19 protein-coding genes are annotated in these 18624 nt (G+C 39.8%); 9 read left to right on the forward strand and 10 right to left on the reverse strand.

All coding sequences use genetic code 11. The annotated features are described in order from the left end of the window. Positions 1 to 53 precede the first annotated feature (53 nt). The 4 genes from ACIQYG_RS08070 to ACIQYG_RS08085 form a co-directional block, all read right to left on the reverse strand. Complete coding sequence (locus ACIQYG_RS08070) at positions 54 to 896, reverse strand: MurR/RpiR family transcriptional regulator (protein WP_402836889.1); 843 nt, start codon at positions 894 to 896, stop codon at positions 54 to 56. A 510-nt stretch (positions 897 to 1406) separates the two neighbouring features. Next, positions 1407 to 2288, reverse strand: a complete 882-nt coding sequence (locus tag ACIQYG_RS08075) for a radical SAM/SPASM domain-containing protein (RefSeq protein ID WP_241593573.1) — start codon at positions 2286 to 2288, stop codon at positions 1407 to 1409. A gap of 241 nt (positions 2289 to 2529) precedes the next feature. Next, a complete protein-coding gene (locus ACIQYG_RS08080; protein ID WP_053533939.1) occupies positions 2530 to 2850 on the reverse strand; it encodes a DUF3889 domain-containing protein in 321 nt (106 codons plus the stop codon). A gap of 49 nt (positions 2851 to 2899) precedes the next feature. After that, positions 2900 to 3868, reverse strand: a complete 969-nt coding sequence (locus ACIQYG_RS08085) for a M14 family zinc carboxypeptidase (RefSeq protein ID WP_402836891.1) — start codon at positions 3866 to 3868, stop codon at positions 2900 to 2902. Between the two features lie 132 nt (positions 3869 to 4000). On the opposite strand from ACIQYG_RS08085, the gene ACIQYG_RS08090 reads away from it, so the two are divergent. Then, the gene (locus ACIQYG_RS08090; protein ID WP_402836892.1) at positions 4001 to 4243 is read left to right on the forward strand and encodes a YhdB family protein; all 243 of its coding nucleotides are present in this window, start codon (positions 4001 to 4003) and stop codon (positions 4241 to 4243) included. A 130-nt stretch (positions 4244 to 4373) separates the two neighbouring features. Here the strand turns inward: ACIQYG_RS08090 and ACIQYG_RS08095 are convergent, their stop codons facing one another. The 3 genes from ACIQYG_RS08095 to ACIQYG_RS08105 all read right to left on the reverse strand — a co-directional run bounded on the left by ACIQYG_RS08095 (position 4374) and on the right by ACIQYG_RS08105 (position 8532). Continuing rightward, positions 4374 to 4901: an NADPH-dependent FMN reductase gene (locus tag ACIQYG_RS08095; protein WP_053533937.1), complete on the reverse strand. Its 528-nt coding sequence runs from the start codon at positions 4899 to 4901 to the stop codon at positions 4374 to 4376. A gap of 197 nt (positions 4902 to 5098) precedes the next feature. Continuing rightward, positions 5099 to 6829 carry a phospho-sugar mutase gene (locus tag ACIQYG_RS08100; protein WP_402836895.1) on the reverse strand — a complete coding sequence of 577 codons (1731 nt, stop codon included), beginning with the start codon at positions 6827 to 6829 and terminating at the stop codon, positions 5099 to 5101. A 155-nt stretch (positions 6830 to 6984) separates the two neighbouring features. Further along, positions 6985 to 8532, reverse strand: a complete 1548-nt coding sequence (locus ACIQYG_RS08105; RefSeq protein WP_402836897.1) for a GNAT family N-acetyltransferase — start codon at positions 8530 to 8532, stop codon at positions 6985 to 6987. Positions 8533 to 8722: 190 nt separating this feature from the next. On the opposite strand from ACIQYG_RS08105, the gene ACIQYG_RS08110 reads away from it, so the two are divergent. Beyond that, positions 8723 to 9160, forward strand: a complete 438-nt coding sequence (locus tag ACIQYG_RS08110) for a disulfide oxidoreductase (RefSeq protein ID WP_402836899.1) — start codon at positions 8723 to 8725, stop codon at positions 9158 to 9160. Further along, positions 9160 to 9630, forward strand: a complete 471-nt coding sequence (locus tag ACIQYG_RS08115; protein WP_402836901.1) for a thioredoxin family protein — start codon at positions 9160 to 9162, stop codon at positions 9628 to 9630. Before ACIQYG_RS08110 ends, ACIQYG_RS08115 begins: the two co-directional genes overlap by 1 nt. Before the next feature lie 68 nt (positions 9631 to 9698). Here the strand turns inward: ACIQYG_RS08115 and ACIQYG_RS08120 are convergent, their stop codons facing one another. Beyond that, positions 9699 to 10106, reverse strand: coding sequence for a DUF5365 family protein (locus tag ACIQYG_RS08120; protein ID WP_402836903.1), 408 nt, complete (start codon positions 10104 to 10106; stop codon positions 9699 to 9701). A gap of 232 nt (positions 10107 to 10338) precedes the next feature. Between ACIQYG_RS08120 and ACIQYG_RS08125 the strand changes: the two genes are divergently transcribed. After that, positions 10339 to 11250 carry an RluA family pseudouridine synthase gene (locus ACIQYG_RS08125; RefSeq protein ID WP_402836905.1) on the forward strand — a complete coding sequence of 304 codons (912 nt, stop codon included), beginning with the start codon at positions 10339 to 10341 and terminating at the stop codon, positions 11248 to 11250. A 169-nt stretch (positions 11251 to 11419) separates the two neighbouring features. On the opposite strand, the gene ACIQYG_RS08130 is transcribed toward ACIQYG_RS08125, so the two are convergent. Together ACIQYG_RS08130 and ACIQYG_RS08135 are read right to left on the reverse strand one after the other, a co-directional pair. Continuing rightward, positions 11420 to 11674: a GlsB/YeaQ/YmgE family stress response membrane protein gene (locus tag ACIQYG_RS08130; RefSeq protein ID WP_170946860.1), complete on the reverse strand. Its 255-nt coding sequence runs from the start codon at positions 11672 to 11674 to the stop codon at positions 11420 to 11422. A gap of 471 nt (positions 11675 to 12145) precedes the next feature. Next, complete coding sequence (locus ACIQYG_RS08135; RefSeq protein ID WP_402836908.1) at positions 12146 to 12976, reverse strand: aldo/keto reductase; 831 nt, start codon at positions 12974 to 12976, stop codon at positions 12146 to 12148. Between the two features lie 394 nt (positions 12977 to 13370). Here ACIQYG_RS08135 and ACIQYG_RS08140 point away from each other — a divergent pair, with 394 nt between their 5' ends. The 5 genes from ACIQYG_RS08140 (at position 13371) to ACIQYG_RS08160 (ending at position 18500) form a co-directional block, all read left to right on the forward strand. Beyond that, positions 13371 to 14369: an inorganic phosphate transporter gene (locus ACIQYG_RS08140; protein WP_402836910.1), complete on the forward strand. Its 999-nt coding sequence runs from the start codon at positions 13371 to 13373 to the stop codon at positions 14367 to 14369. A gap of 238 nt (positions 14370 to 14607) precedes the next feature. Beyond that, positions 14608 to 15228, forward strand: coding sequence for a DUF47 domain-containing protein (locus ACIQYG_RS08145; protein ID WP_048689774.1), 621 nt, complete (start codon positions 14608 to 14610; stop codon positions 15226 to 15228). Positions 15229 to 15243: 15 nt separating this feature from the next. Continuing rightward, complete coding sequence (locus ACIQYG_RS08150; protein WP_241591535.1) at positions 15244 to 16242, forward strand: inorganic phosphate transporter; 999 nt, start codon at positions 15244 to 15246, stop codon at positions 16240 to 16242. 127 nt (positions 16243 to 16369) lie between these two features. Further along, complete coding sequence (locus tag ACIQYG_RS08155) at positions 16370 to 17626, forward strand: PucR family transcriptional regulator (protein ID WP_402836914.1); 1257 nt, start codon at positions 16370 to 16372, stop codon at positions 17624 to 17626. A 52-nt stretch (positions 17627 to 17678) separates the two neighbouring features. Further along, complete coding sequence (locus tag ACIQYG_RS08160) at positions 17679 to 18500, forward strand: EcsC family protein (protein WP_402836916.1); 822 nt, start codon at positions 17679 to 17681, stop codon at positions 18498 to 18500. Positions 18501 to 18624: the final 124 nt, after the last annotated feature.

The following is an 18624-nucleotide window of genomic DNA, read 5'->3' on the forward strand; positions in this document are numbered from 1 at the left end:
TCCTTATATCCCGGTTTAATCGGCATGTTCACCAAACTGATGGAATTTTCATCTCAAAAGAAGTAATCGTCTTGATTGAACGCATCATATATAGCTTTTCTTTCTTTGAAACCTTGTTCATCTTTAATCGATACACCAGCTACTAAACTATTCAATAATGAAAATAACACTGGTGCCGTATCGATAGTGGAAGTCCTTGGCGTTGAAATTGGCAATAAAATGTCAGTGTATTCAGCAATTGGAGCCAGTTCGGAATCCGTAACACCAATTACAAATGCCCCCGCCTTTTTTGCCATCTCCGTTATTTTCACAGTTTCTTTAACATAGCGGTGAAATGAAATGGCTACAAAAACGGAATTTTCAGTCATTTTACTCAACAGTAAAAAAATATCATCTGTATCAGGCTTATATAAATGAACCTCTTCCCTAACAAGCCTAAGCGTAAAGGTTAACCAATGTGCTGCCGAAAATGATAACCGATGTCCGGATATCAAAATATTGTCAGCTGCCGCCAATTTATCAACTGTTTTGGAGAAACTTTCATTTGATAAATTTTTCATTGTCTTTTCGATGCTGATGATATCCTGCCCCATCACTTGAGCCATGAAGTTTGGCTGATTCGCGGCTTCAAGTTTTGAAGAATGATATTCATTCAAACTGCTGCTCTCGTATATCAACTGATTGCGAATAAGTTTTTGAAGCTCTGCATATCCACTTAACCCCAATGAATAGCAAAAGCGGATGATTGTCGTTTCGCTTACCCCTATATCTTTTCCAAGCTTTTGAGCTGAAGTGACTGCAAATGTATGTGAATGCACTAACAAGTATTTTGCTACCTTTTTTTGACCAGTTGATAAACCAGGGAATACTTCTTTAACTTTTTGCTGTAAATCCATAAACATCCCCTCTAAAGCAAGATATGAATCCAAAACTTTTTATATGACAATATGAAGTTCTAACTTCATCAATAATAGAGAGTATTTTATCACGGGACTTTTAATAAAACAATAATATTCTGAATTTTCAATAAAGTATGACTGCAATGTCCTCAAGCACAAAAAAACACAGAGATGGACCCGGTGGTTTCAGTTTGGCGACAAATGGAGTTCGGAGTACGAATAGAGAGGATGGTTTTTTTTACTGTAATCCCATTGGATTGAAGAGATTTGCTAGACTCCTTCGGGAAAAGCGCGTCCAAGGGAGACCCCACAGGCGCAAAGACGCCGAGGGCGGACCGCCCGCGGAAAGCGAGTGCCTGGAGAGGAAATCAACGTCTACCAAAGAAAGGGAGCAGTCTCTGAAATAAATTGAACTTTTCAAATAAAAAAACTGCAGGCAAACTGAGTTTTCATCGAGTTTGTCTACAGTCTGAAACCACGAAGATGAACTCCGTAATTTTCCTTCATCTATTTTTTATGACGCTTTGCGTAGCCACACCGTTTACATAGTTCTTCAACTGCACATCTTCTTGAGAAACCATCATACATATTTTTAGCCCGTTCACCATTTAAAATGTCTTCAAGTGATGTTTCGAATATATTTCCAAGCGGTATTTTCCCTTCACTATCCAAGCAACAAGGTACGACTGTACCATCCACCAAGATACCTAACTGATCTCTAAGAGCATAGCAGAAAATATTTTCATCGATAATGTCACGGTCCAATTCCGGCCACTCGAATTTTTCGGCCATGTTTATATAAACCCGGTCCCTCAACTTAATATTATTCTTTTGCTGAAGAGCTTCACTTAAGCGAATGTCCAATGAAAGCTTCTCCTCCAGCATGCTCAGAATATCATCGTTCAGGCCATTACTCGCTTTTAATTCAGCCGTATCCATATTCCATAAACGAATGGCACAAATCACTTCACTTTTTTCGTTTGCTTCATTTATGAAATCGGCAATATTACTGACATAAGAGTCAAGACTATTGCTTGTATCGTTTGCCTCAAAGCTATGAAGTGAAATATTCACCTGCCGAAGGGCTTTTTTGGAGAGCAGCTTGTCTTTGACTTTTTGAATCAAAGTACCGTTCGTTGTAATATTAACCTTCAAGTCATTTTCAGCACTGATATCCAGGAATGTACCCAAATTTTTATTTAAAAACGGTTCACCCATCAAATGAAAATAAATATGATCGGTGTGTGGTTTGATTTTCTTGATAACATCCGTAAACCCTTCAGGATCCATGAATTTCAGGGTCCTTTGCAAGCTGGAACTTGGGCAAAAATTACACTTCAAATTACATATATTCGTAATTTCCACATAAACTTTCTTAAACTTTCTCATTTTCTAATACCCCTACCATCAAGCTTATTGTTTCAATCTGATACTAACTATACTGGTTAGCTGCTCTTAAATGCAATGAAAACTTCATGGCAGCTGACCGTATTGGCATCACTTTCCTTTAACACCCAAGCCGATATCCCTCATTTTCCGGACAACCTTTAAAAAAAATCAGAAAAAAACATCTTCTCGAGGTGAAGATGTTCGGTAAGATGCATACCTGGAATTTCCGTATGTCCTGATCTCACTTTCCTTTTTGCTCCGTGACCTTCAAACTAAGTAATTTTTCATTTTTCAAATCATGTTGGACGGTCACGATGACATTGAACTCCTGACCTTTATCCTCGACCAAAAATCTGAAATCGTCTTCGACGAGATTTTTCGCCACAGTTTTTCTGCCCTTATATTCGTAGTCGGTAATCTCAACTTCAGGATAATCTGCCTGCACTACTGTAATAGCAATCTTTCCGTATTTTTCGTAATCGGGTTTTTGGGCCTGTGCTGAAATGGACCCTGCTTGTATGATTAAAAAAATCCCCATTAGCATCACGATGACTTTTTTCAAAATCTTTCCTCCTCAATACTTTCCGCTTAGTATTATTATGTAAAAATGTTCAGTTGTTATGCAGCTGCTTCGCTTCTTTTACAAGCATGATTCCAACTAATCGATTCCTCTTCCATTCCTCAGGAAACACAGTCAACGGCGGATTGGTTTCATCCACTAAATAACTAAGTTCGATCGTCATTCCCGGGCGGCGGAATTCAGTTATGAACCAATCAGTAAACCCGCTTCCTACCGCTTCTTTTTCCGGGAAGGTCAGTTCATACCCAGTCAATTCTGCAGTCTTTTTGGCAATCCCATAATCCCTTGCCATATTTTTCCGTTCATTTTTGTAATGCCAAAAGATTTCCCTTCCTGAAGTATGATAGGAAACAGCAATAAGCGGATCGATCTCCTTCGTGAAATCCGTAAGCGCTTTTACTTCAGCTGCTTCCAGTGGTTGTCCGCCTTTATAAAATTGATACGTTGGTTTTGTTTCATGACTCATGACTTCTTTCCATCCAGCCGGGTATTGCCTATTTAAATCAATGCCTTTTGCGTTGGCTTTCCACCGTGACCAATTCCTGCTATATCGGTTCATTTTCCATACTGCAGCCTTTTCAAGAACATTTAAGTTGGATAAATCTCCTTGCTGGATACTCACCCCATCTGGATTCAACATCGGGATGAACCAGATGCTCACTTCATCCAATGATTCCGACGGATATTCTCCAACAGGCTTGCCCGCTCGATAGGCGGCTGCATACTCTTCAAGCATGCGCACTAAAAGTATGGAGCTTAACCATTCCCGTCCATGATGTGATCCCACCAGCAAAATCGACCTTTTTCCTTTTCCTAACTTGACTGCCTTTATTTTTTTCCCTTTTTCAGTTTGCCCGATTATTTTAACATCCAATTTATACTGCTTTTCGATTTCATGCAGATCCATTTCCATCTGTTCAGGGGAATACACTTCTGCCGCCAACGATGGTTCAGGAAAAAAAAGAAGCAACAATATTCCAATTACCATTATTTTTCTCATGTACTCACCTTTTATTTTTATTCAGGTAAAAAGCAACAACCGCGGTTCCAATACATCACCACTTATTGTAAGGAAATGTTCTGTCATATCTGAACAAAATACAAATAGCTCCTTATTAAGGGGGAGAAGAACATGAGGATTGCGGATTATGATCAGGCATTGTTTCACACACACCGTTCTGATTGGGACAGCTTGTTAGTATTGATGGTTCGAACGAAAGATCATTTTCTTTCGAAAAAAATAGAACATTTTTTGCACGCTTACAGATTTGAGCATGATTATCAAGTCGTTCAATCCCAGCTGTATGCACTGCTTCGTTATCTGGATCATGCGGCAGAAAAAACAAGTGATTATTTAAATGAACTTCCAAGTTAAAATCAATTATAGTTTTTGCAAAACGGGAAAATTTATACAAGGGGATTGTTTATCGGGGATATAACTTTGGCTGGTGAAACCCTATAAAAACAAGGAAGGGTCAGGTATTTAATACCTGACCCTCATTTCATCATTTTTTCATTGTAGCATATGCAGTTGCATACATTTTAAGCTCTTCAATCATTCCTTCTACAAGTACCGCAGACTCTTCAAATAAACCATCATTTTCGTAATCGAAGCAATGCGGATCCAGAACCAATTGTTTGGCAATCACATTTGCATAAAGGCTTCGACCCACTGTCCTCATGGAATTCAAGGCATTGATCCCGCCTTTTCCTCCGCCGGAGACAGCCAATAGAGCAACTGGTTTATGCGTGAATTGTTCACTGCTTAGAAAATCCAAGGCATTTTTCAAGGCTCCGCTCATGGAACCATGATATTCCGGAGTGGTCAGAATGACGCCATCAGCTTCCTCGATGCTTTTCCGAAGACCTTGAATCACTTCCAATTGATATTGCTCACCTTCACCTGAATATAAAGGGATTTCGCTATTGCTTAAATCAATAAGTTCCGCTCCATATTTCTTGGATATGTAGCGTGAGGCAATCCCCGTACGCCCTTGTTTACGTGGTGAACCATTAATGATTACTAATTTCATGAATATATACCTCCATTATTCCTATATTGCTGCTCACTCTAAATTCAATTAACCGATGTTTTCCGAGATCACTCGCCAATACAGTATACCAAAACCGAAAAGGAATTTCCTAGAATTTTGATTTTTCATGCAACTGAAAATTTGCCATCATAAAAAAACGAAAGACCGAAGAAGTCTTTCGTTTAGCTTTCATACATTTAAACCAACGCTTCGATTTTGCTCATGAAATCTTCCATGACTCCCGATAACTTGGACTCAGCTTCCGGCATTGATTTACCTTGAACGCCGAAATAGAATTTGATTTTCGGTTCAGTGCCTGAAGGACGGAGGCAAACCCATGTACCATCCTCAAGGAAATACTTCAATACATTTGATTTCGGAAGCTCGATCAATTCTTCACCATTTGAAAGTAATGTACGCTTTTTGCCGCTTTGATAATCTTCTTCAGCGACTACCGGAATGCCGGCTATTCGGGAAGGAGGATTTTGACGGAATTGATTCAATATTCCTTGAATCTGTTTTGCTCCCTCAATGCCCTTTAAAGTCAATGAACGCAATCCTTCCAAGTAAAAGCCGTATTTTTCAAACACATTCAGCAACCCTTCATATAGTGTCAATCCCTGCTTTTTATAATGGGCACAGACCTCGACAGCCAGCACTGCCGCTTGAATGGCATCCTTATCTCGTGCAAAGTCTTTAATCAGATATCCGTAGCTTTCTTCATATCCGAACAAAAAGCTATTTTCTCCGCTTTCATGATACTGATTTATTTTCTCGGCGATGAACTTAAACCCTGTTAGTACATCAACCGTCTTCAAGCCATATGACTTGGCAATCGTCCGCCCGATTTCTGATGTGACGATTGTTTTTAAGACGACACCATTTTGAGGAATCATCCCTTTCTCTTTTTTCTGGGACAGCAAGTAGTCCAGGAAAAGAGCACCTGTTTGATTTCCAGTCAGGACAACATATTGACCCATCTCGTTTTTAACGGCAATTCCAAGCCGATCTGCATCTGGGTCTGTTGCAATCAATAAGTCCGCTTCCACCTTGTTTCCAAGCTCGATGGCCATTTCAAATGCAGCTGGTTCCTCTGGATTTGGAGATTTGACCGTCGAAAAATCAGGATCCGGCAATTCCTGCTCCTTAACGATATGCAAATTTTGGTACCCTAAGCTTTGCAGTGCCCGCCTGACGGATTTATTTGCCGTTCCATGAAGCGGCGTAAAGACGATTGACACATCTATTTCCTCGGCAAGCTGCGGATTCTCGGGAACTGTTAGCAGCTCACGATTATATGCGGCATCCAATTCCTCCCCAATCATTTCGATAAGGCCCTGCCCTTTAAGGACTTCAGCTTCTTCAACCTGAATTTCAAGCTCACTTTCAATGGCATTCACGTAGCTGATCACTTGATCCGCTGCTTCCGGTGGCAATTGTGCCCCATCTGACCCATAAACCTTGTAACCATTATATTCAGGCGGATTGTGGCTCGCCGTGATGACGATTCCAGCATAGGCATTCAGCTCGCGAACCGCAAATGACAATTCTGGAGTTGGACGCAATTCATCGAATAAATAAGCCTTCACCCCAAATGTAGCCAAGGTCTTAGCTGCTTCGAGTGCAAATTCCGGGGACTTATGTCTCGAATCATAAGCGATCACAGCCCCTCTTCCTTTTGCTTCTTCCCCAAACGAAGAGATATATTGAGCCAACCCAACCGTTGCCTTCCTTACAGTATAAAGATTCATCCGGTTCGTTCCCGCTCCGATTTCCCCACGCATTCCGCCTGTTCCAAATTCTAAATTTTTATAAAAGGCATCTTCGAGTTGTGCTTCATCCTGCTGCATTTCCTCAAGGAGGACACGTAATTCCCCATTTAAATTCTGGTACCCTGCCCAAGTGGTGTATAAAGATTTCCAGTCCATCTCCAACATCTCCTCCTAAACGCCTTATTTTTTTATTATTATGTATCTGCCTTACATATACAAAATTATCACATTTATTCCAATAAATGAAGTAAAGGCTCGTAATGAAAAGAACCAAATCCAGTGTTCTTCACATCACGAGCTCGTTTTCCTCTTTATTTTTCGCCATCTTTGTAATGCAGATGGTATATATCATGGCGGCGATCTTTCAATTGCTTTACAGTACCGGACTGACGCTCCCGCCTTAAGATCTCCAAATCGACATCTCCAATCAGGACCATCTCAAGGTTCGGGCTGGTTTCCCCGACTATGCCGTCACGCGCAAATTCGAAATCCGAAGGAGAGAAGATTCCCGATTGGGCATATTGGATATCCATATTTTCCGTTTGCGGAAGATTTCCGACCGTTCCGGAAATGACGGTATAAATTTGGTTTTCCACGGCACGGGCCTGGGCACAATAACGAACTCGCAGGTAGCCTTGCCTGTCTTCCGTACAAAACGGAGTGAATATGATTTTCGCTCCCATGTCGGTAGCAATCCGGGCAAGTTCCGGGAACTCAATATCATAACAAATTTGTATCGCGATTTTTCCACAGTCCGTATCAAAGACACGAACGCGGTCACCTGCGTTAATGCCCCACCATTTTCTTTCATTCGGTGTGATATGAATTTTATATTGCTTTTCAATCGTCCCATCGCGACGGAATAAATAAGCGATATTATAGATATTATCATCATCTTCTTTAACGAAATGGGAACCGCCGATGATATTGACGTTATACCTTACAGCTAAAGTGGTAAACAATTCAATGTACTGCTCCGTGAAATCCGACAGTTTCCTGACAGCCAAGCTTGGTGATCTTTCATTCAAGAAAGACATCAGCTGGGTGGTGAACAATTCCGGGAACACGGCGAAATCCGCATTAGCATCCGAAGCAACGTCGGTGAAATACTCGACTTGGTTAGCGAAGTCATCGAATGAATCGATTTTACGCAGCATGTATTGGACGACGCAAATCCGTACCGGTTCTGACGTTTTATAATAACGTTTTGTTTTCGGCTGATAATCAACGTTATTCCACTCCATGAGCGTAGCATACTTATTCGATTGCAGATCATCCGGCAAGTAATTCGGATTGATCCTCATAAGCGTGAACCCATTTAAAAGCTGGAACGAAAGAACCGGATCATATATTTTATGCAATTGAACTTCTTTCACGTATTCCCTTGGTAGCAGTTCATCCGCATGTTTATGGTAATTGGGGATCCTTCCCCCGATAATGATGCTTTTTAAATTCAAATGGGCAACAAGTTCTTTCCTTGAATCGTATAGTCTCTGACCAATTTTCATCCTGCGGAATTCAGGATGGACCATGACCTCGATTCCATATAAATTATAACCGTCCGGATTATGATTCGTGATGTACCCATTATCGGTTACATCATCCCATGTATGGCGGTCATCATATTCGTCAAAATTAATAATGAGGCTGGAACATGAGCCAATCACTTTTCCATCATATTCAGCCACAAACTGCCCTTCCGGAAAAATTGCCAGATGGCTCTCAAGCTGATCTCGCTTCCAGGGAACCATTCCCGGAAAGCAACTCGACTGCAAAGCAATTATTTCATCAATGTCTCCTAGCCTCATATTACGTATTTCCATTATTTTTTCATATTTATGCAGGTCCAAATTAGGCATTTTCCTCAGACTCCTTTAATCTCTTCCATAAGAATTATACCCCTTATCCAAAAATTAAAACAACTGAACCTACCTAAGGATTTCAAATTAAAACATTCAGAATGTCCGTTAAAAGAATATATATTTTACAGACGCGGTCCTTACATACTATACTTTTCATGAGAGTAAAAAGAGATGGGGAAGAGGAACCATGAACAATACTAAACGCAGTGTGGAAAACTTATTATTTGCAGCCTGGGCTGTTTCCATCATTGCTATGTTTGGAAGCTTATATTTTTCTGAAATAAAGCAATATGAACCTTGTGCGCTCTGTTGGTATCAGCGGATCATCATGTATCCTTTTACGATCATATTAGGAATTGCAATCATTCGAAAAGATTATTGGATCAGCTTTTATACCATGATATTATCCGCTATCGGTGCATTCATTTCCACGTACCATTACTTGATACAAAAGGTTTCATTCTTTTCTGATCACACCCTTGCATGCGGAAAGGTTCCATGTACAGGACAATATATAAACGTATTTGGTTTCATCACCATCCCGTTCCTAGCCTTGACTGCATTCATCATTATTTTCATATGCAGTTACATCATATGGACAAGATCCAAGGAGGTTGCAGCTTAATGAAGAAAATGGCTATATTTTTAGTGATAATCGTCGCGCTATTTGTCCTGCTGGGCGTTTTTACAAACTTCAAAAAAGAAGAAAAATCAAAAGGGAATCCATACGGCAAGGATAAACTTAAACCCGCTACTGTCGATCAGCTGGATGACCCCAATTATCAAAACTTGATCCTGCCGGAAGAATTGGAGCAGGACCTCCAGGATAATGAAGATGTGACCGTTTATTTCTATAGTCCTGAGTGCACGCATTGTCAAAAAACCACGCCAATCGTGGCTCCTTTGGCAGAAAAGTTGGGAATCGACCTAGTTCAATACAATCTTTTGGAGTTTGAACAAGGATGGAGCGATTATGGCATCAAAAAGACTCCTACCATCGTTCACTATAAAAATGGCAAAGAACAAGAACGGATCGTTGGCTATAATGATGAGGAAACGTTTGAGAAATGGTTCAAGGACCACGATATTAATTAAGGATGGAAAAAATGAGCCGGCCCTAACGGAAATGCTTCTCCCGTTATAGCCGGCTCATTTTTTTTGCCTTATACTAAATATTGATTCGCCACCTGGATGTCCAACATCTGCATATCATTATTCGCTTCATGGTTTATACTTGAAAAATGGTCATAATAAAAGGGGAAGAATATTCCGCATTCATTCAATAGAGTTATGTTATGTTGGAACAATTCTTCAGATTTGGGTTCCATCACTCTCTTTTTATTGTCTAATATCGACATAAGGACTTGAAGACATGTCATTACTTGAAATGCGTCTCTTAATGTTGCCAAGTAAGTAACAGGACTTTGATTGGGCTCTAAAACGCCAATCTCGCGAAAATGAAGGATTTCACTTTCCGTAAAGTATTTTGGAAATACAGATTCGTAGAAACGAGAAACGAGACTCGCTATTTCTTGCTCTTGTTCTTCCGTTGAAGAAAAGACCGTCTTCACTAAAAAAACCACCTTTTTTCAGATCCGTTAGACCTATCTATTATATGTATATTCTAGGACAAGGGATTTCTTTCCCCATAGAATAACATAAATATTGTAAAAAATATGTGGTAATTTCCACCACTGAAAATCTTAGCAATAGGCCCAAGGTTACTTTTTTACACCTTATCCGTAATTATTATATATTTTTTTCATATAAGCACAACCAAACGAGTCGAAAGTAGGAGTTAAATTGGAAAATTTCAAAATAACTAACCAACATTTAATAATCGATGTTCTCCAAAGTTGGAATGGATTAACATTGGAAAAGCTTTTCAGGGAGCGTTGGAAGGCCCCGAAGAAATTAGTGCATGAATGGAGGATGAGTAAAGGAGTGACAGTGAACGGGAATTACATCACCTGGTCAACTCTCCTTAACGAAGGAGATACGATCAGCATCCCCTTATTGGATCACGCTGAAAATGAAACAGTTCAAGCGACAGACTTAGGAATTACCATTTTATATGAAGATGATGTGTTGTTGATAGCCAATAAGCCGGCTGGAATGGATACCCACCCTTCTCAACCGGGTGAAGCACACTCCCTTCTCAATGGAGTCGCACACCATCTTCAAATAACCGGCCAGACCTGTATGATCAAGCATATTCATAGGCTTGATAAAGATACCACCGGTGCGGTCCTTTTTGCAAAAAACCGCCTCATTGGGTCCATGCTGGATAAAATGTTGGAAGAAAGGGAAATCAAGCGGACATACCTAGCTTTAGTCGAAGGAAACATTAAAAAGGATGAAGGCGAAATCAAAGAAAAAATTGGCCGTGACCGCCACCATGCCACGAGACGAAGGGTTTCCCCTACAGGCCAGACGGCAGTCACCCATTATCGGGTGCTCAACCGCGATTCCAAGAAAAACTTGACGCTCGTCAGCTGCACACTGGAAAGCGGCCGGACCCACCAGATCAGGGTGCATTTCAGTCATTTGAATCACCCCTTGGCCGGAGATACATTGTATGGCGGAAAAAAGACATTTCCACGTCAAGCCCTGCATGCAAGGAAAATCGAATTCATCCACCCGATTTCTGAAGAAAAAATGATCGTTGAAGCTCCTTTCATTGATAGACCTGAAATATTCGATGTCACCATTTAAACAGAAAAACACCGTTCCATTCAGGACGGTGTTCTTATTTCTTCATTAATATTATCCAAAATTGTTACTCATATTTTTTCAGCATACGGTTTTTCTTCATGTCGGGACGAAATCCATTCATTTTGGCAAAAAAAATAGCTGGCCACTTGGGCCAGCTTTATTTTTGTATTTATGAAGCTTTTCTCATGCCTTTTAAGATAAGGCTTAAGATGAAGACAAATACGATTGCACCAATCAATGCTGGAATTATAGCGAAATCTGCCACTGAAGGTCCCCAGTTCCCAAGAATTAATGAACCTAACCATGCACCAACAAAACCAGCGATAATGTTACCGATAATTCCAAATGGTACGTCACGTCCAACGATCATACCTGCTAACCAACCGATGATACCTCCGATAATTAATGACCATAAAAATCCCATAATATATTTCCTCCTTCAAATTAGTTATTTTTTTCATTTTCTGCAGCAGACTCCAAGAAATCAAATCACTTCCATATTGTCATGCTTTTTTTTCAGTACTTTTAACCTTTACATTCAAATGGTATGATGCCGATTCGCATAATATCTAATGAATGTGAATGTTTTAGTTATGGGTAGTGTTAGCTAGCTATAGCCCTTGAGTAACTGATTTGCAATTCTCGTGTTAGTGAATTTTTTCTTTTTGTTTGCTGCTGTACTCATTATTTTCCCCGTTTAATTAATCTAAAACCTAATTTTTTTTAAAAATATTTGGCAACGAAAACAGGATTATCAGACATATTAAACGGGTATACCATAGGTTTAACTTTGTCACATATGTTAGTATAAACAGCAACTGTCCCGATTATGTTCATAAAGGAAAAAGAAAAAGGATGCCCCATTATCGGGACACCCTCCTATGCAGTATTCTTTTTAGAACAAAAGTTCATCGGGATTGCTGCCGAACCGTTCATTTTTGTTCAAGGCATCTATTTGATTCATTTCATTTAAACTCAATGAAAAATCAAATACCTGTGCATTTTCCTTGATACGGGACGGCGTAATCGATTTAGGTATTACAACCAGATCATGTTGCAGATGCCATCTAATCAATACTTGTGCTGAACTTTTCCCGTGCTTCTTCGCTATATGATTAATTGTCGGCTCTTCCAAAAGATTCCCCCTGCCTAGAGGGCTCCAAGATTCTACCTTTATTTCATGTTTTGCACAGTAATCACGAATTTCAACTTGAGTCAAAAGTGGATGCAATTCAATTTGATTGACGACCGGCTTCACTTCACTATTTGCAAGTAAATTTTCCAAATGATGAACATGGAAGTTACTTACACCGATTGATTTCACCTTTCCATCCTTATACAGCTTCTCCAATGCCCTCCAGGTTTCCAGATATTTATCTTTTCCCGGCCAGTGGATCAGGTATAAATCCAAGTAATCCAATCCAAGGCGATTTAAACTATCATCAAATGCCTGGAGCGTCGTTTCATATCCTTGCTCGGTATTCCACACTTTGGATGTAATGAACAATTCTTCACGTGGCACTCCGCATTCCCGAATCGCCTGACCAACACCTTCTTCATTTTCATAAATGGCCGCCGTATCAATAGCACGATAACCAACTTCTATTGCTTTCTTGACGGACTCAACCGTTTCATTGCCGTTTTTCACTTTAAATACACCGAAACCCAACTGTGGCATTTTTACTCCATTATGTAAGGTGATCGTTTCCCCAATATTTGAAATCATTCCATCATTCCCCCTTACTTTTATTTACCAATTATACATCCCTCCACCTTCTATTTCTAACCATAAGCATCGGGATTTATAGGTCCCTTGAGTGATAACACACCCTTATATTCCATTTATATATATTAAAGGAAACATTTTATCTTTTTAATCATTCATTAGGTTAAATATTTTGTAAAAAAATGACGAAACATCTATCCTTATAGGTATGTAATTCGTTACAATAGTATAGTTCGACTTTAAACCAAGTAAAAAAGAAGGTGCCATCTTTAAAGAATAATCAATAGTAAAACTCCCATTCTAAATATTGAGGAGTGCAAACTGTCCTGCGCCCATTCATTGGTCACAATCTATATACACTTTACATACTTGAAATCAAGGGAGTCCTCCATGTATGAATAGCATACTCATCTTAACCGCGCTAATTATTATTTTTGCTTTGGTCTTTGACTTTATCAATGGTTTCCATGATACGGCTAACGCCATCGCTACAGCAGTATCAACCAAGGCACTTAAACCACGTCATGCAATCATCATGGCTGCGGTCATGAATTTATTGGGAGCACTGACCTTTACCGGTGTAGCGCATACCATTACGAAGGATATCGTCGATCCTTTCACATTGAACAATGGTTCTTATGTAATCCTTGCTGCACTGCTTTCGGCAATAATATGGAATTTAATCACTTGGTATTTTGGCATTCCAAGCAGTTCCTCCCATGCAATCATTGGTTCAATAGCTGGAGCTGCCATCGTGGCTAGTGGATTCGATGCGATTAAATGGAGTGGGTTCACTAAAATTGTACAAGCATTGATCCTATCTCCAATCCTTGCCTTTACGCTTGGATTCATTGTATACAGTATCTTCAAGGTAGTATTCAAAAATAATAATTTAGGAAAAACCAATAAACGATTCAGGAGTATACAAATTCTCACGGCGGCCATCCAGTCTTATACACATGGGACGAATGATGCTCAAAAATCCATGGGAATCATCACGATGGCTTTAATCGCTAACGGATATGCCTCTACATCTGAAGTTCCTTTCTGGGTACAATTATCCTGCGCAATAGCCATGGCGCTCGGAACATCGATCGGAGGTTGGAAGATCATCAAAACCGTTGGCGGTAAAATCATGAAAATCCGCCCGGTTAATGGTGTGGCTGCCGATATGACTGGAGCAGCGATCATTTTCGGTGCAACCTTCCTGCATATGCCGGTCAGCACGACACATGTCATTTCTTCTTCAATACTTGGGGTCGGTTCTGCACACCGCATCAAAGGGGTAAAATGGGGAACCGCAAAAAACATGTTGGTCACTTGGTTCATTACATTGCCAATTTCCGCTTCACTAGCTGGAATCATTTACTATTTGATTGTTTTATTTTTATAGAACCTTTTGCCTTTCCCATATCGGAAAGGCTTTTTTTTTACAAATCCCCCTTATAAATGCAGGGTTTTTCCCTTTTTTTAATTTTCCTTGTTTTTTTATGTAAAGTTTTATTAAGATTTTGTAAATTTTCGTCGAAAAACCTTCCCGTATACTACATGAATTCGTTACAATCAATTTGTTAATACTAAGCGTACGACTAAAGTGCGTAAATTTGCATGACTAATTGGGAGGCTTTAACATGGCTTTTAAATCGAAAAAAGACAAATTCGCGGTAATGCTTTTTAACATCGCACAAAACCTTAAAGAAGGTGCTGACTATTTCGCGGATTATAAACTCAAGAACATCTCCGATCTCAAAGTATTTTCAGATACCATGAAAGACTATGAGCATAAGGGCGATTCAATGGTTCATAATGTGATCAAAGAGCTTAACAATGCTTTCATCACTCCTATCGAACGGGAGGATATCCTTGAATTAACCATGAGAATGGATGATGTCATAGACGGTTTGGAACACTGTGCGGCATTATTCGAAATGTACTCAATTGTCAATGCAGATGAGTATATGCTTAAGTTTGTGGATGCAATCAAACAGTGTACGTATGAGATTGAAAATGCTGTCGATACACTATCCACTAAAAAATTGCCAATGATTCGTGAACATGCAATCAAAATTAAAGATCTTGAATCCGTTTGTGACGGAATCCAACGTCAATCAATCAAAAACTTGTTTACAGTTGAAAAAGATCCAATCAGGATCATTCAATATAAAGAAATTTATGAAAGCCTTGAAGAGATTGCCGATCACTGTCAAGCGGTGGCCAATACACTTGAAACAATCATAATGAAAAACGCCTAAGGAGTACCCCAATAAATGGATACTTTATTAATTATAACAATATTAATCGTTTTCTTTGCTTTAGCATTTGACTTCATCAATGGTTTTCATGATACAGCCAATGCAATAGCGACTGCTGTTTCAACAAAGGCCTTGAAGCCTAGGCATGCCATCATCATGGCAGCCGTCATGAATTTCGTCGGAGCCATGACATTTACTGGAGTGGCGAAGACCATAACGAAGGATATCGTGGATCCGTTCACGCTTCCGAATGGTTCATATGTAATTATGGCTGCTCTACTTGCCGCCATCATATGGAACCTTCTAACGTGGTATTACGGAATACCAAGCAGTTCCTCCCATGCATTGATTGGTTCGATTGCTGGTGCAGCGATTGCTGCAGCAGGATTCGCTGGAATTAACTGGGGAGGATTCTTGAAAATTCTTCAAGCTTTGATCTTCTCCCCGCTAATTGCTTTTGCAATCGGGTTTATCGTATACAGCATCTTTAAAGTTGTTTTTAAAAACAATAACCTGACAAAAACAAACCAAAAATTCCGGACTATACAGATTGCTACTGCAGCACTTCAATCGTATACCCACGGAACGAACGACGCTCAAAAAGCAATGGGTATCATCACGATGGCCCTTATTGCAAATGGTTATGCATCAAGTACCGATATCGCCTTCTGGGTTCAGTTCTCCTGTGCGCTCGCAATGGGACTTGGAACTTCGGTCGGCGGCTGGAAGATCATTAAGACCGTTGGCGGCAAAATCATGAAAATCCGGCCGGTCAATGGTGTTGCAGCGGATTTAACCGGAGCCTTTATCATTTTCGGTGCGACTGTAATACACATGCCAGTCAGTACAACCCATGTTATTTCGTCTTCAATCCTTGGGGTTGGATCAGCGCATCGTGTCAAGGGTGTAAAATGGGGAACGGCTAAAAGAATGATCATCACATGGTTCATTACCATTCCCATCTCGGCTACATTAGCTGGTTTGCTTTATCTTTTAATTAACTTCCTATTCTAAAATAAAATCCCTTCCGGTTTCCATCGGTAGGGATTTTCTGTTTTACAAAGGATTTATCTATGCTTATTAATAGGAAATCGTTTAAAATTCAAGGAGAAGGAATTTTTTTTAGCGAGGGGCAAAAAAAATGAAGGAATTCGAAAAAAATAGAGATATTTTTAAAGACCTTTATGGAGATATGATGGAGTTTGCCGATAGAATCAGTTCTGTTTTAGGTTGCCCCATTACAATCGAGGACGGTAACCACCGCTTACTTGCATATAGCACTCACGATGATACTACGGATCAGGCTCGTATCATGACCATAATCGGAAGACGTGTCCCTGAAAAGGTCATCAACAGTTTATGGAAAGATGGCTTCATCCCCGCGTTATTGAAAGAAGATGCCCCCATTAAAATCGGGGCTATCAATGATGTCGGTCTCGGGAATAGGGTTGCGGTTTCCATCCGGAAAAATAATGAAGTACTTGGATTCATTTGGGCTTTGGAGGTAAATGAACCTTTCACCGAAGAAGATATGAAATTTCTGCAATTCGCTGCCAAGGAGGCAAAGAACCAGTTACAGCAATTGCAATTGAAAAAGAAAAGGAAAGAGGCAGGTCATCAAGAATTCCTCTGGCGCATGTTGACCGGGCACTACCAAGAAGAATCGGAAATAATTGAAAATTACAAGAAATTCTCCATCCATGTTCCAGTGGCTTTTTCCATTTTGGTATTCGAATTTCCTAAAGAGATCAATCGCGAAGTGGAGCGCTACATTTCATACATGTTAACGACCACTCAAAAGATAAACAGTTCCTTATTTGCCATTGACCATAATAAGCTCATTCTTTTCGCGGGAGCCAACCAGGAAAACAACCCTTCTTTCACTTCATCGATTTATGAGTTCATTCCTTTTTTCATTCTGGAGATGAAACGGCGTTTCGGTGTTGAGCATATCCTTGGAACGGCTGGAAATATGTATAAAAACTTAATGGATGTTAAATCAAGTTACGAAGAAGCTTTATACACCCTAAAAATGAAGAATATATTCCCTGATGACATGAAACTCATTTTACATTACGAAGAACTTGGCATGTTTCAAATGATTGAATCACTTGCAAGCAACAAACAGCGTCGTGTCCATCCTTCCATCCTTAAGCTAAAGGCATACGACATGAAAAACCAGACGGAATTGCTGCAAACACTCACCGTCTATCTAGAGAAAGATTGCAACCCAAATGAAGCTTCAAGAATTCTTCATATCCATGTGAATACATTGAATTACCGATTGAAAAGAATATCTGAAGTGGGAAATATTCGATTAAAAGACCCGATTCAAAAAATGTCCCTCTTTCTTAACATTAAACTTAATCAATATGATGAATTTTTCAAGAAAAATTAATGATATATTCCTTGATATGGAATGCTAAAAGAAGTGTGGAAAGGTTGATCATATGAAATTTGAAACAAAAGAAGAACTCGAAAAAGAATTAACAATCATTGGAAAATGGGAGAAGGATCAGAAAGGACTATGGTTTTGGGAACGTATTGGCCGGATCCCCTTCAAGCTATTGGATAAGTTGACACCGGATTTCATTCAGAAAAAATTGGGTGTCATGCTTGATGAAATCGGCAGCTACATTCAGAATGGCGGAAAATATTTAACGAAAGAAGCCTATATTCTAAGTCAGCTGCAAGCAAAGGTTCCCGAATTAAATATTACTGACCTGGAAGATGTTTCAAGGATTCCCCTCCATATCATGGATAGCGTGAGTCAGGATATTAAAAATTCAGGCAGCAAATTGGCAACGGTTCAAGGTGCCACTACCGGGATTGGCGGAATCTTCACCTTGGCCATCGACATCCCACTCCTTCTCGGCATGTCGATCAAAACCCTTCAGGATATTGCCATCACATATGGCTTCAATCCCAGAGACCGCGAAGAACGTATTTTCATCGTCAAATGTCTACAATTTACAACATCGGATGTTGTCGGCAAAAAGGCTCTATTAAATGAATTGTCGAAAATGAACCAGACTGATTCCCAATCAAAAAGGGAAATAGCATCCGAACTGCAAGGATGGCGAGAAGTCGTTTATACATACCGTGATCAGTTTGGCTGGAAAAAGCTTTTGCAAATGGTTCCTGTTGCCGGAATAATATTTGGCGCCCTTACAAATCGGTCGATGATAGCCGATATTGCCGATACGGGAATCATGCTATATAAGAAAAGAAGGATTTTAGAGCGCATTCAAGAACCTATTGCAAAGAATTAAATTCAGCTTTTAAAAAAAGGTCTTGATCCTGCGAGTCCATGTTTTTTAAACTGCGTTTGTGGAATTCCACAAATACACCTTTTTCATTTTTCTGATTTCCACATACTAACTGTTTCTTTTTCCA

Origin of the sequence: Peribacillus sp. NPDC096622 (genome assembly GCF_044762665.1) — a bacterium.
GTDB classification, from domain to species: domain Bacteria; phylum Bacillota; class Bacilli; order Bacillales; family DSM-1321; genus Peribacillus; species Peribacillus frigoritolerans_B.

Excerpts from the sequence above, each read along its gene's own strand:
- ACIQYG_RS08070 (WP_402836889.1), bottom strand. The coding sequence starts at position 896 with ATGGATTTACAGCAAAAAGTTAAAGAAGTATTCCCTGGTTTATCAACT.
- ACIQYG_RS08075 (WP_241593573.1), bottom strand. The coding sequence starts at position 2,288 with ATGAGAAAGTTTAAGAAAGTTTATGTGGAAATTACGAATATATGTAAT.
- ACIQYG_RS08085 (WP_402836891.1), bottom strand. The coding sequence starts at position 3,868 with ATGAGAAAAATAATGGTAATTGGAATATTGTTGCTTCTTTTTTTTCCT.
- ACIQYG_RS08090 (WP_402836892.1), top strand. The coding sequence starts at position 4,001 with ATGAGGATTGCGGATTATGATCAGGCATTGTTTCACACACACCGTTCT.
- ACIQYG_RS08095 (WP_053533937.1), bottom strand. The coding sequence starts at position 4,901 with ATGAAATTAGTAATCATTAATGGTTCACCACGTAAACAAGGGCGTACG.
- ACIQYG_RS08100 (WP_402836895.1), bottom strand. The coding sequence starts at position 6,829 with ATGGACTGGAAATCTTTATACACCACTTGGGCAGGGTACCAGAATTTA.
- ACIQYG_RS08105 (WP_402836897.1), bottom strand. The coding sequence starts at position 8,532 with ATGCCTAATTTGGACCTGCATAAATATGAAAAAATAATGGAAATACGT.
- ACIQYG_RS08110 (WP_402836899.1), top strand. The coding sequence starts at position 8,723 with ATGAACAATACTAAACGCAGTGTGGAAAACTTATTATTTGCAGCCTGG.
- ACIQYG_RS08115 (WP_402836901.1), top strand. The coding sequence starts at position 9,160 with ATGAAGAAAATGGCTATATTTTTAGTGATAATCGTCGCGCTATTTGTC.
- ACIQYG_RS08130 (WP_170946860.1), bottom strand. The coding sequence starts at position 11,674 with ATGGGATTTTTATGGTCATTAATTATCGGAGGTATCATCGGTTGGTTA.
- ACIQYG_RS08135 (WP_402836908.1), bottom strand. The coding sequence starts at position 12,976 with ATGATTTCAAATATTGGGGAAACGATCACCTTACATAATGGAGTAAAA.
- ACIQYG_RS08140 (WP_402836910.1), top strand. The coding sequence starts at position 13,371 with ATGAATAGCATACTCATCTTAACCGCGCTAATTATTATTTTTGCTTTG.
- ACIQYG_RS08145 (WP_048689774.1), top strand. The coding sequence starts at position 14,608 with ATGGCTTTTAAATCGAAAAAAGACAAATTCGCGGTAATGCTTTTTAAC.
- ACIQYG_RS08150 (WP_241591535.1), top strand. The coding sequence starts at position 15,244 with ATGGATACTTTATTAATTATAACAATATTAATCGTTTTCTTTGCTTTA.
- ACIQYG_RS08155 (WP_402836914.1), top strand. The coding sequence starts at position 16,370 with ATGAAGGAATTCGAAAAAAATAGAGATATTTTTAAAGACCTTTATGGA.
- ACIQYG_RS08160 (WP_402836916.1), top strand. The coding sequence starts at position 17,679 with ATGAAATTTGAAACAAAAGAAGAACTCGAAAAAGAATTAACAATCATT.